At 54.3% G+C, this 11746-nt stretch carries 11 protein-coding genes; 7 read left to right on the top strand and 4 right to left on the bottom strand.

The annotated features are described in order from the left end of the window. Nucleotides 1–9 precede the first annotated feature (9 nt). A complete protein-coding gene (locus tag GUC46_RS20365; RefSeq protein WP_003837287.1) occupies nucleotides 10–651 on the bottom strand; it encodes a YtjB family periplasmic protein in 642 nt (213 codons plus the stop codon). A 115-nt stretch (nucleotides 652–766) separates the two neighbouring features. Between GUC46_RS20365 and serB the strand changes: the two genes are divergently transcribed. The 3 genes from serB (at nucleotide 767) to nadR (ending at nucleotide 4447) form a co-directional block, all read left to right on the top strand. Next, nucleotides 767–1735 (top strand): phosphoserine phosphatase, encoded by a 969-nt coding sequence (gene serB, locus GUC46_RS20360; RefSeq protein WP_003019027.1) that lies wholly within the window; start codon nucleotides 767–769, stop codon nucleotides 1733–1735. Nucleotides 1736–1746: 11 nt separating this feature from the next. Further along, complete coding sequence (gene radA / locus GUC46_RS20355; RefSeq protein ID WP_130715191.1) at nucleotides 1747–3129, top strand: DNA repair protein RadA; 1383 nt, start codon at nucleotides 1747–1749, stop codon at nucleotides 3127–3129. 88 nt (nucleotides 3130–3217) lie between these two features. Further along, complete coding sequence (nadR, locus tag GUC46_RS20350) at nucleotides 3218–4447, top strand: multifunctional transcriptional regulator/nicotinamide-nucleotide adenylyltransferase/ribosylnicotinamide kinase NadR (RefSeq protein ID WP_003019021.1); 1230 nt, start codon at nucleotides 3218–3220, stop codon at nucleotides 4445–4447. 99 nt (nucleotides 4448–4546) lie between these two features. On the opposite strand, the gene ettA is transcribed toward nadR, so the two are convergent. Continuing rightward, nucleotides 4547–6214 carry an energy-dependent translational throttle protein EttA gene (ettA, locus tag GUC46_RS20345; RefSeq protein ID WP_003845630.1) on the bottom strand — a complete coding sequence of 556 codons (1668 nt, stop codon included), beginning with the start codon at nucleotides 6212–6214 and terminating at the stop codon, nucleotides 4547–4549. A 331-nt stretch (nucleotides 6215–6545) separates the two neighbouring features. Here ettA and sltY point away from each other — a divergent pair, with 331 nt between their 5' ends. Then, a complete protein-coding gene (sltY, locus tag GUC46_RS20340; protein ID WP_003845632.1) occupies nucleotides 6546–8483 on the top strand; it encodes a murein transglycosylase in 1938 nt (645 codons plus the stop codon). An 89-nt stretch (nucleotides 8484–8572) separates the two neighbouring features. After that, nucleotides 8573–8899, top strand: coding sequence for a trp operon repressor (gene trpR, locus GUC46_RS20335; RefSeq protein ID WP_003837292.1), 327 nt, complete (start codon nucleotides 8573–8575; stop codon nucleotides 8897–8899). Nucleotides 8900–8954: 55 nt separating this feature from the next. On the opposite strand, the gene yjjX is transcribed toward trpR, so the two are convergent. Then, nucleotides 8955–9470: an inosine/xanthosine triphosphatase gene (gene yjjX, locus GUC46_RS20330; RefSeq protein ID WP_016149519.1), complete on the bottom strand. Its 516-nt coding sequence runs from the start codon at nucleotides 9468–9470 to the stop codon at nucleotides 8955–8957. 71 nt (nucleotides 9471–9541) lie between these two features. On the opposite strand from yjjX, the gene gpmB reads away from it, so the two are divergent. Next, nucleotides 9542–10189 (top strand): 2,3-diphosphoglycerate-dependent phosphoglycerate mutase GpmB, encoded by a 648-nt coding sequence (gene gpmB / locus GUC46_RS20325; RefSeq protein WP_061549252.1) that lies wholly within the window; start codon nucleotides 9542–9544, stop codon nucleotides 10187–10189. On the opposite strand, the gene robA is transcribed toward gpmB, so the two are convergent. Next, complete coding sequence (gene robA, locus GUC46_RS20320; protein ID WP_003837295.1) at nucleotides 10186–11055, bottom strand: MDR efflux pump AcrAB transcriptional activator RobA; 870 nt, start codon at nucleotides 11053–11055, stop codon at nucleotides 10186–10188. The genes gpmB and robA overlap by 4 nt on opposite strands. A 211-nt stretch (nucleotides 11056–11266) precedes the next feature. On the opposite strand from robA, the gene creA reads away from it, so the two are divergent. Next, nucleotides 11267–11740 (top strand): protein CreA, encoded by a 474-nt coding sequence (gene creA, locus GUC46_RS20315; RefSeq protein ID WP_003018998.1) that lies wholly within the window; start codon nucleotides 11267–11269, stop codon nucleotides 11738–11740. Nucleotides 11741–11746 lie beyond the last annotated feature (6 nt).

The raw sequence follows: 11746 nt of genomic DNA, 5'->3' as shown, positions 1-11746 counted from the left end.
TTACAGCTTTTACTCTATCTTCTCGTTGTCTTCTTCCTGCACCGGTTTGTTGGCAGTGAGAAGGAAAGGAGATTGCTGCCAGCGGGTACGCTTACCTTGCAATAAGGTGCGGGTCAGCACTACACCGATTGCCAGTGACAGTAGCAGCATCAGGCGTAAGATGTTGGTGGTGTTATCCACCTGCTTGGCTTCAGTGGCAAGAGTGTGGGTATCCAGCGTCAGTCGCAGATAGCCCAGCGGACCATTTTTTCCCTGAATGGGTTCGACGATCTGCTGGTTAAAATAGCCCCCGGCTTTTTTGCCGTCGAGCGCCAGACGATCACGAACATTGACGCTCTCACCGGTGCGCGTAATCAGGTCTCCCTGTTCGTCGTACACGCCTGCGTCCAGAATACGGCTACTCTCCGTCAACTGCGTGAGCACCGCCTTAATACGCTTTTCATCCGGCGTTTCAGTACGCATCAGCGGGGCGACGTTCAGCGAGACCTGACGGGCTAGCGTGCGGGCCAGCTCTTCGAGCTGCGGATTACGCTGCTGCTGGTGGCTTTGACTAAACCAGGAAGCCCCCTGCATCAGCGCGACGAGCAGCGCAAGGCAGGACAATACAATCACTGCACGATGAAGTCGGAATTTCAGTTTTGTGCGAGCCATATTCCACCTGCTGAAAATTTGAGACTTAATGTTGCCAGAAGCGCTGGTTACAGGGTAGCCTCATGCGTTATTTTCCCCTGATGATTCCGACCCGAACGATTTTACAGGAGCTTTAATGCCTAACATTACCTGGTGCGATCTACCTGAAGATGTCTCTCTGTGGCCAGGTCTGCCCCTCTCTTTAAGCGGTGATGAAGTGATGCCGCTGGATTACCACGCGGGCCGCAGTGGCTGGCTGCTGTACGGTCGTGGGCTGGATAAACAACGGTTAACGCAATACCAGAGTAAACTGGGCGCGGCGATGGTGATCGTGGCGGCGTGGTGCGTTGAGGATTATCAGGTAATTCGTCTGGCGGGCTCGTTAACGCCGCGTGCGGCAAAACTGGCGCATGACGCCAAACTGGATGTTGCGCCGCTGGGTAAAATTCCGCATCTGCGCACGCCGGGTTTGCTGGTGATGGACATGGATTCAACGGCTATCCAGATCGAATGCATTGATGAAATTGCTAAACTGGCCGGAACCGGCGAGATGGTTGCCGAAGTCACCGAACGCGCAATGCGCGGCGAGCTGGACTTTACCGCCAGCCTGCGCAGCCGCGTGGCGACGCTGAAGGGCGCTGATGCCAATATTCTGCACCAGGTGCGCGAAACATTGCCACTGATGCCAGGCCTGACTCAGTTGGTGTTAAAACTGGAAACGCTTGGCTGGAAAGTGGCTATCGCTTCCGGCGGGTTTACTTTCTTTGCCGATTATCTGCGTAACAAGCTGCGCCTGACGGCAGCTGTGGCGAATGAGCTGGAGATCATGGACGGTAAATTTACTGGCAACGTGATCGGCGATATCGTCGATGCGCAGTACAAAGCCAGTACTCTGACCCGCCTGGCGCAAGAATATGAGATCCCGATGGCGCAGACGGTGGCGATCGGCGACGGTGCCAACGATCTGCCGATGATCAAAACGGCCGGGCTGGGCATTGCGTATCATGCGAAACCCAAAGTGAATGAAAAGACGGAGATTACTATCCGTCACGCTGACCTGATGGGCGTGTTCTGCATTCTCTCTGGCAGTATGAATCAGAAATAATGAGGTAAAACGTGGCAAAAGCTCCTAAACGCGCCTTTGTTTGTAATGAATGCGGGGCCGATTACCCGCGCTGGCAGGGGCAATGCAGCGCCTGTCAGGCCTGGAATACCATTACCGAGGTGCGCCTTGCCGCATCGCCAACGGTGGCGCGCAACGAGCGACTCAGCGGCTACGCCGGAAATGCGGGCGTTGCAAAAGTGCAGAAGCTCTCTGACATCAGCCTTGAGGAACTGCCGCGTTTTTCTACCGGATTTAAAGAGTTTGACCGCGTGCTCGGCGGTGGTGTGGTGCCCGGCAGCGCCATACTGATTGGCGGTAACCCTGGCGCGGGCAAATCAACGCTGCTGTTGCAAACGCTGTGCAGGCTCGCCGAGCAGATGAAAACCCTGTACGTCACCGGCGAAGAGTCGCTGCAACAGGTGGCGATGCGCGCGCATCGGCTTGGCCTGCCGACGGCGAACCTGAACATGCTGTCGGAAACCAGTATCGAACAAATTTGCCTGATTGCTGAAGAAGAACAGCCGAAGCTGATGGTGATCGACTCCATTCAGGTGATGCACATGGCGGATATTCAGTCTTCGCCGGGCAGCGTGGCGCAGGTGCGTGAAACCGCTGCTTACCTGACGCGCTTTGCTAAAACGCGCGGCGTGGCGATTGTGATGGTCGGCCACGTCACCAAAGATGGCTCGCTGGCCGGGCCGAAGGTACTGGAGCACTGTATTGACTGCTCGGTGTTGCTCGACGGCGACGCCGATTCCCGCTTCCGTACACTGCGTAGCCATAAAAACCGCTTTGGCGCGGTGAATGAGCTGGGCGTCTTTGCCATGACGGAACAGGGTCTGCGCGAAGTTAGCAACCCTTCTGCTATTTTCTTAAGCCGTGGCGATGAAGTTACCTCCGGCAGTTCGGTGATGGTAGTCTGGGAAGGCACGCGCCCGCTGCTGGTCGAGATTCAGGCGCTGGTCGATCACTCAATGATGGCGAACCCGCGTCGCGTGGCGGTCGGTCTGGAACAGAACCGTCTGGCGATTCTACTGGCGGTGCTGCATCGTCACGGTGGCTTGCAGATGGCGGATCAGGACGTGTTCGTTAACGTAGTCGGCGGCGTAAAAGTCACCGAAACCAGCGCCGACCTGGCGTTGCTGCTGGCAATGGTCTCCAGCCTGCGCGACAGGCCACTGCCACAGGACTTAGTGGTCTTTGGCGAAGTGGGGTTGGCGGGAGAAATCCGTCCGGTACCCAGCGGGCAGGAGCGTATTTCGGAAGCGGCGAAACACGGTTTTCGCCGGGCGATTGTTCCTGCCGCTAACGTACCGAAAAAAGTACCGGAAGGGATGCAGGTCTTTGGCGTTAAGAAGCTTGCGGATGCGTTAAGCGTGTTTGAAGACCTATAATCAAATACCCGTATGTACTGAATTTGTAGGCCTGATAAGCGATGCGTCATCAGGCAGTGTTACGCGATTTTTCCAGCAGGAGGCTCTTGTGTCATTTGATTATCTGAAAACCGCCATTAAGAAAAAGGGTTGTACCCTGCAACAGGTGGCAGATGCCAGTGGCATGACCAAGGGATATCTAAGCCAGCTTCTGAATGCCAAAATTAAAAGCCCCAGCGCGCAAAAGCTGGAGGCGTTGCACCGTTTTCTCGGACTGGAGTTTCCGCGCCAGCAGAAAAATATCGGTGTGGTATTTGGTAAGTTTTATCCGCTGCATACCGGCCATATCTACCTTATCCAGCGCGCCTGTAGTCAGGTTGATGAACTGCATATCATCATGGGCTATGACGACACGCGCGATCGCAGTCTGTTTGAAGACAGTGCCATGTCGCAACAGCCTACGGTGCCCGATCGTCTACGCTGGCTGCTGCAAACCTTTAAGTATCAGAAAAATATCCGTATTCATGCCTTCAACGAAGAGGGCATGGAGCCGTATCCACACGGTTGGGACGTGTGGAGCAACGGGATCAAAACGTTTATGCAGGAGAAAGGGATCCAGCCAAACTGGATTTACACCTCTGAAGAATCAGATGCCCCGCAGTATCTCGAACATCTGGGGATCGAAACCGTGCTGGTGGATCCCAAGCGGACGTTTATGAGCATCAGCGGCGGGCAAATCCGTGAAAACCCGTTTCGCTACTGGGAGTATATTCCGACCGAAGTGAAGCCATTTTTCGTGCGCACCGTGGCGATCCTCGGCGGGGAGTCGAGCGGTAAATCGACGCTGGTGAATAAGCTCGCCAACATCTTTAACACCACCAGTGCGTGGGAATATGGGCGTGATTACGTCTTCTCCCATTTGGGCGGCGATGAGATGGCGTTACAGTATTCTGATTACGATAAAATCGCACTGGGACAAGCGCAATACATTGATTTTGCTGTTAAGTACGCCAATAAAGTGGCGTTCATCGACACCGATTTCGTGACTACTCAGGCTTTCTGCAAAAAGTATGAAGGGCGTGAACACCCGTTTGTGCAAGCGCTGATTGACGAGTATCGCTTCGACCTGGTTATCCTGCTGGAAAACAACACCCCGTGGGTAGCGGATGGCTTGCGCAGCCTTGGAAGTTCGGTTGACAGAAAAGCGTTTCAGACGCTGCTGGTCGAGATGTTGCAGGAAAACAATATCAATTTTGTGCACGTTCAGGAGCCTGACTACGACGGCCGCTTCCTGCGCTGCGTGGAGCTGGTGAAAGAGTTGATGGGCGAGCAGAGGTAGGTTTTAATGCCGGATGCGCTGCGCTTATCCGGCCTACAAGTCGCACTAACCTCGTAGGCCGGATGTGGCATGAGGCCGCCATCCGGCGCTTAACGCTAATTACTTAGAAATACGCTTGTACTTAATACGCTTCGGCTCCAGCGCATCGGCGCCCAGCGTGCGTTTCTTGTACTCTTCGTATTCGGTAAAGTTACCTTCGAAGAACTCAACCTTACCCTCATCCTGGTAATCCAGAATGTGGGTCGCGATACGGTCAAGGAACCAACGGTCGTGCGAGATAACCATCGCGCAACCCGGGAACTCCAGCAGGGCGTTTTCCAGCGCGCGCAGGGTTTCGATATCCAGGTCGTTGGTTGGTTCATCGAGCAGCAGCATGTTGCCGCCAACCTGCAGCAGCTTCGCCAGGTGCAGACGACCACGCTCACCGCCGGACAGCTCGCCGACGCGTTTACCCTGATCCACACCTTTGAAGTTGAAGCGGCCCACATAGGCACGGCTTGGCATTTCGGTGTTGCCGATCTTCATGATATCCAGCCCGCCGGAAACTTCTTCCCACACGGTTTTGCTGTTATCCATTGCGTCACGGAACTGGTCAACGGAGGCCAGCTTGACGGTTTCGCCCAGCGTGATGGTGCCGCTGTCAGGCTGTTCCTGACCGGACATCATACGGAACAGGGTTGATTTACCCGCGCCGTTCGGACCGATGATGCCGACGATAGCGCCTTTCGGTACAGAGAAGCTCAGATCGTCGATCAGCACGCGATCGCCGTAAGATTTACGCAGATTAGTGACTTCAACGACTTTATCGCCCAGACGTGGTCCAGGTGGGATAAACAGTTCGTTGGTTTCGTTACGTTTCTGGTATTCAGTGTTGTTCAGTTCTTCAAAGCGTGCCAGACGGGCTTTGCCCTTAGACTGACGGCCTTTCGCGCCCTGACGCACCCACTCCAGCTCTTTCTCGATAGATTTACGACGAGCGGCTTCCTGAGAGGCTTCCTGGGCCAGACGCTGATCTTTCTGCTCCAGCCAGGAAGAGTAGTTACCTTCCCATGGAATACCTTCACCACGGTCCAGCTCCAGGATCCAGCCGGCAACGTTGTCGAGGAAGTAACGGTCGTGGGTAATCGCCACCACGGTGCCTTCGAAGTCGTGCAGGAAGCGTTCCAGCCACGCGACGGATTCGGCGTCCAGGTGGTTAGTCGGTTCGTCGAGCAGCAGCATGTCTGGTTTTTCCAGCAGCAGGCGGCACAGCGCGACGCGGCGGCGTTCACCACCGGAAAGATTTTCAATTTTGGCATCCCAGTCCGGCAGACGCAGAGCGTCAGCGGCACGCTCAAGCTGCACGTTCAGGTTATGACCGTCGTGCGCCTGAATGATCTCTTCAAACTTGCCCTGTTGCGCGGCCAGCTTATCGAAGTCGGCGTCCGGTTCGGCGTACTTGGCGTACACTTCATCCAGACCTTTCAGGGCGTTAACCACTTCGGCAACCGCTTCTTCCACGGATTCACGAACGGTATGTTCCGGGTTCAGTTTTGGTTCCTGCGGCAGGTAACCGATTTTAATGCCTGGCTGCGGGCGAGCTTCACCTTCAATTTCGGTATCAATGCCAGCCATGATGCGCAGCAGGGTAGATTTACCCGCGCCGTTCAGACCGAGAACACCGATTTTGGCGCCAGGGAAGAAGCTCAGTGAGATGTTTTTAAGAATATGACGTTTCGGCGGAACGACCTTGCCGACACGATGCATGGTATAAACGAATTGGGCCACGTTGGACTCGCCTCTATGTTTATCCCGTCATACTTCAAGCCGCAGATGCGTTGGCTGTGTCGTTCACCCCAGTCACGTACTTTTGTACGCTCAGGGGATTCACTTCCTCGCCGCCTTGCTGCAACTTGAATTATTTAGGGCTAATTATTGGTAAATAGTTATCAAAGGCGAAGTGTAGCCTTTTTCATTGTCCAATCCCAGCCAGCAGATCCCACTCGCAACAAAAGTAAAAAAGTGTCCGTGACGTGGCGCATTCTGCAATGTCTGGTTAGCATGAATGAATTAAGCGGCATGATGCTGCACAGACGTAACATGAGAAGAGGAAGAGCTTGTGGACAAAGCCAAACAATTTACCTGGCGCCTGCTGGCTGCCAGCGTATGTCTGCTGACGGTCAGTCAAGTAGCGCGAGCGGATTCCCTGGATGAGCAGCGCAATCGCTATGCGCAAATTAAGCAGGCTTGGGATAACCGACAGATGGATGTCGTAGAGCAGATGATGCCTGGCCTGAAGAACTATCCTCTGTATCCTTATCTGGAATATCGCCAGATCACTGACGATCTGATGAATCAGCCCACCATTACCGTCACCAATTTTGTGCGCGCCAACCCGACGCTGCCCCCGGCGCGTACTCTGCAATCTCGTTTCGTGAATGAACTGGCGCGCCGCGAAGACTGGCGTGGGCTGCTGGCGTTCAGTCCGGAAAAACCGGGCACCACCGAAGCGCAATGTAACTATTACTTCGCGAAATGGAGTACCGGGCAAACTGAAGAAGCCTGGCAGGGGGCGAAAGAACTATGGCTGAGCGGAAAAAGTCAGCCGAACGCCTGTGACAAATTATTCGGCGTATGGCGTGCCTCAGGCACTCAGGATCCGCTGGCGTATCTGGAACGTATTCGTCTGGCGATGAAAGCCGGGAATACCGGACTGGTCACGGCGTTGGCCGGACAGATGCCCGCGCAATACCAAACCATTGCTTCAGCGATCATCGCGCTGGCCAACGATCCGAATTCGGTAATGACCTTTGCTCGCACCACCGGCGCAACGGATTTCACCCGACAGATGGCGGCGGTCGCCTTTGCCAGCGTGGCGCGTCAGGATGTGGAGAATGCCCGCCTGATGATCCCTTCCCTGGTGCAGGCGCAACAGTTGAATGACGAGCAAACCCAGGAGCTGCGTGACATTGTCGCCTGGCGTCTGATGGGCAATGACGTTACCGACGAGCAGGCCAAATGGCGTGATGATGCGATTATGCGCTCCAACTCCACCTCGCTTGTGGAGCGCCGGGTGCGCATGGCGCTGGGAACCGGCGATCGTCGTGGCCTGAATACCTGGCTGGCGCGTCTGCCAATGGAAGCCAAAGAAAAAGATGAGTGGCGCTACTGGCAAGCGGATCTGCTGCTGGAGCGCGGACGCGATGCGGAAGCCAAAGAGATCCTGCACCAACTCATGCAGCAGCGCGGTTTCTATCCGATGGTGGCGGCGCAGCGCCTGGGCGAAGAGTACGAGCTGAAAGTGGATAAAGCACCAGCGAACGTTGATTCTGCGCTGACTCAGGGCCCGGAAATGGCACGCGTACGCGAGCTAATGTACTGGAACATGGATAATACTGCGCGCAGTGAATGGGCTAATCTGGTCTCCAGCCGTACCAAGTCCGAGCAGGCTCAGTTGGCGCGTTACGCGTTCAACAATCACTGGTGGGATCTAAGCGTTCAGGCGACGATCGCCGGAAAGCTGTGGGATCATCTGGAAGAGCGCTTCCCATTGGCCTATAAAGATCTTTTTACCCGTTACACCAGCGGCAAGGATATTCAGCCAAGCTATGCGATGGCGATAGCGCGTCAGGAAAGCGCCTGGAACCCGAAAGTGAAATCACCGGTTGGCGCAAGCGGGCTGATGCAGATTATGCCGGGTACGGCGACGCATACGGTGAAAATGTTCTCGATTCCAGGTTACAGCAGTCCGAGCCAGCTATTGGATCCTGATACCAACATCAACATCGGAACCAGCTATTTGCAGTACGTGTATCAGCAATTTGGCAATAACCGCATCTTTGCGTCAGCAGCCTATAACGCCGGTCCGGGACGCGTTCGCACCTGGCTTGGCAATAGCGCTGGCCGCATTGATGCCGTCGCGTTTGTCGAGAGCATTCCATTCTCAGAGACGCGTGGTTATGTGAAGAACGTGCTGGCTTACGATGCGTACTATCGCTATTTCCTCGGTGATAAACCGGAGTTGATGAGCGACGCAGAATGGCAACGTCGTTACTGATCGTGTCGATTGTGTTATGCTATCGTACTCGTTAAAGAGTACAAAAGGGGGAGGCAAGCACGCTTCCCCCGCAACGATGGCGATATCTTATGACTCAGCAATCACCCTATTCAGCAGAGATGGCAGAACAACGTCACCAGGAGTGGTTACGTTTTGTCGATCTGCTTAAACACGCCTACGAACAAGATTTACACCTGCCACTGCTCAATTTGATGTTAACGCCGGATGAGCGTGAAGCGTTGGGCACGCGTGTGCGTATCATTGAAGAGCTGCTGCGCGGTGAGATGAGCCAGCGTGAGCTTAAAAACGAGCTCGGGGCGGGGATTGCTACTATTACGCGAGGGTCGAACAGCCTCAAATCCGCGCCGGTGGATCTGCGTCAGTGGCTGGAACAGGTGTTGCTCGGGAAAAATTGATTCGCCGGATGTGGCTTTGCCTTATCCGGCCTACGATTGAACATCCGGCACAATGCTATAAATACACCGCGTTATGAAACGGGCTGAGCGCCAGAATCACCGCCTGATGGTACACGCTCGAGCGCGTCAGCTTACCCGCGGTAAAGACGCCGATTGCGCCCTCTTTACGGCCAATCTCATCAATACCTGTATAGTCCGACATCACCGGGCCGAGTGCTTCACCTTTGCGGACTCTGTCGAGAATGACAGTAGGCAATGGCAGCGTGGCTGAACGGGCTTCACCGCGCCGGTGGCCGTTATCAATCACCACCCAACTGAAGGTGGCATCGTCGTCAATTCCTGCTTCAATGGCGACCCAGAAATCAGCCTGCGGGTGCTGGCGGCGAGCGTTATCAACGCGATTTCGTGCGCCAGTGCGCGTTTCCTGGTTTCCGAAAGGTTGTTCCGGCACGCCACTCTCGACGGCGACGGGTTCTATATGGCAGGATCCTTCCCCGAAGATCTCTTCAAATGCCCGCAGAATTGCCTGAATTTTGGCAGGATTGGTGGTCGCAGAGATAACCTTGTGCATAATTAAGCTCAGTTTGAAAATTCATCGCAGAGTCTACTCAAAGTATGACGAGTATATAACGGAAAAAAAGCATGTTACAGGTATACCTTGTTCGCCATGGCGAAACGCAGTGGAACGCCGAGCGACGTATTCAAGGCCAGTCAGACAGCCCACTAACCGCTAAAGGTGAACAGCAAGCCATGCAGGTGGGTGAACGCGCTCGCTCGTTTGGTATTACGCATGTCATCAGTAGCGATCTTGGTCGTACACGACGCACCGCAGAAATCATCGCCCAGGCCTGTGGCTGTGATATCACCTATGACTCCCGTCTGCGCGAGCTAAATATGGGTGTGCTGGAAAAACGTCACATCGATACGCTGACGCCGGAGGAAGAGGGCTGGCGTCGCCAGTTGGTGAACGGTACGGTGGATGGTCGTATCCCGGAAGGGGAATCGATGCAGGAATTGAGCGATCGCATCAACGCAGCGCTGGCATCCTGTCTGGAATTGCCGCCGGGAAGTCGCCCGCTGCTGGTCAGTCACGGTATCGCGCTGGGTTGCCTGGTGAGTACAATTCTTGGATTACCGGCATGGGCTGAACGTCGCTTGCGTCTGCGCAACTGTTCTATTTCTCGCGTTGATTACCAGGAAAGCTTATGGCTGGCGCCGGGATGGGTCGTTGAAACGGCAGGGGACATCTCACATCTGGACGCCCCTGCGTTGGATGAACTACAGCGCTAGCGGCGAATCGGAATCAGGAATTCGCAGCGCAGGTTGATCGGGCGATCTCCCGCTTTGGCATCTTCTGCCGGGTAATATCGCTCGATATCCTGTCCTTTACGGCGCGTCAGGTTCAGCATTGGCATGCATGTGCCGTAAACCGTCAGGATAAACTCTTGCACGCCGGTTCCCAGCCCTTCGTAGGTAAACATCACGTACTCGCCACCCTGTAACAGGATAGGCTGCGCCGACGGCACATAGCCATTGGCCTGTTCCGGCGTCAGTGCAGTGGTGTAAAACACTTCCTGCTCGTCATCTTTTTCAATGCTCGGACGCGTTTCGTTAAGTCCGTACAGCACCGGTGGGATCGCAGGAGCCTGACTGAGGAAGTCGCGCCAGAACTGAATACGCATTTCATGACGGAAATCTGAAATCTGTTCCAGCGAGCAGGAATAGCTTTGCGTGGTGCCGAGTAGTTGCGTATCTTCCAGGGTGACAAACTCGTGCGCAGGCATCGCAAATTCACCCAGGCGCATTGGCGGGCGAATACCAAACGCACTCCATTCCGGGGAGCGACGATACAGCGCAGGCGTTTGGGAAAACTGTTTCTTGAACGCGCGAGTAAAGGTTTGTTGAGAGTCGAAGCGATATTGCAGCGCAATATCCAAAATTGGGCGCGCAGTCAGGCGCAGCGCCACTGCAGATTTCGATAAACGACGGGCGCGGATATAGGCGCCAATAGCATGGCCCGTCACGTCCTTAAACATTCTCTGCAGGTGCCACTTGGAATAGCCCGCTTTTGCCGCCACATTGTCAAGCGACAAAGGCTGATCCAGATGACCTTCCAGCCAGATTAATAGGTCGCGAATAATGCCAGCCTGATCCATAAAATATCCTCATCCTTTCAACAACGAGTACCTGACGTCAGGTATGAGGATAATAGCATTTTTTGCTGTTTTAGCATTCAGTGTTTTTTTTGCTCATAAATGCTTTTTTCGGACATACGAAAGCGTGATTATTGTAATCCTGTGATCTGTATACGTTTTATCTTAGAATGTCGAATAATTGCACAGAGTAACTTTTAAAAATGGTAACAATATGAAATATAAGAGCTTAGTCATTTCCTCAATTCTGCTGATGTTGGCGCAGGTTGCCCATGCGGAGCAGATTGGATCTGTCGATACGGTGTTCAAAATGTTCGGCCCGGATCATAAAATTGTGGTCGAAGCGTTTGACGATCCGGATGTTACCAACGTGACCTGCTACGTGAGTCGGGCGAAGACTGGCGGCATCAAAGGTGGTCTGGGGCTGGCGGAAGATACCTCCGATGCCGCCATTTCCTGCCAGCAGGTTGGGCCGGTAGAACTGAGCGACAGAATCAAGAACGGTAAAGCTCAGGGCGAAGTGGTATTTAAAAAACGTACCTCGCTGGTGTTTAAATCTTTACAGGTCGTGCGTTTTTACGATGCGAAACGTAATGCGCTGGCCTATCTGGCTTATTCAGATAAAGTCGTCGATGGATCGCCCAAAAATGCCATTAGCGCGGTACCCATCATGCCGTGGCGGCAATAACAAGGA

It is taken from the genome of Citrobacter sp. LUTT5, assembly GCF_009905315.1.
GTDB lineage: Bacteria > Pseudomonadota > Gammaproteobacteria > Enterobacterales > Enterobacteriaceae > Citrobacter > Citrobacter freundii.
The sequence above is the reverse complement of the archived record's forward strand: the minus strand, read 5'-3'. Positions and strand labels throughout refer to the sequence as shown.

Bases quoted from the DNA above. Each gene is read 5' to 3' on its own strand.
- GUC46_RS20365 (WP_003837287.1), bottom strand. From the start codon at position 651: ATGGCTCGCACAAAACTGAAATTCCGACTTCATCGTGCAGTGATTGTA.
- serB (WP_003019027.1), top strand. From the start codon at position 767: ATGCCTAACATTACCTGGTGCGATCTACCTGAAGATGTCTCTCTGTGG.
- trpR (WP_003837292.1), top strand. From the start codon at position 8,573: ATGACTCAGCAATCACCCTATTCAGCAGAGATGGCAGAACAACGTCAC.
- yjjX (WP_016149519.1), bottom strand. From the start codon at position 9,470: ATGCACAAGGTTATCTCTGCGACCACCAATCCTGCCAAAATTCAGGCA.
- gpmB (WP_061549252.1), top strand. From the start codon at position 9,542: ATGTTACAGGTATACCTTGTTCGCCATGGCGAAACGCAGTGGAACGCC.
- robA (WP_003837295.1), bottom strand. From the start codon at position 11,055: ATGGATCAGGCTGGCATTATTCGCGACCTATTAATCTGGCTGGAAGGT.
- creA (WP_003018998.1), top strand. From the start codon at position 11,267: ATGAAATATAAGAGCTTAGTCATTTCCTCAATTCTGCTGATGTTGGCG.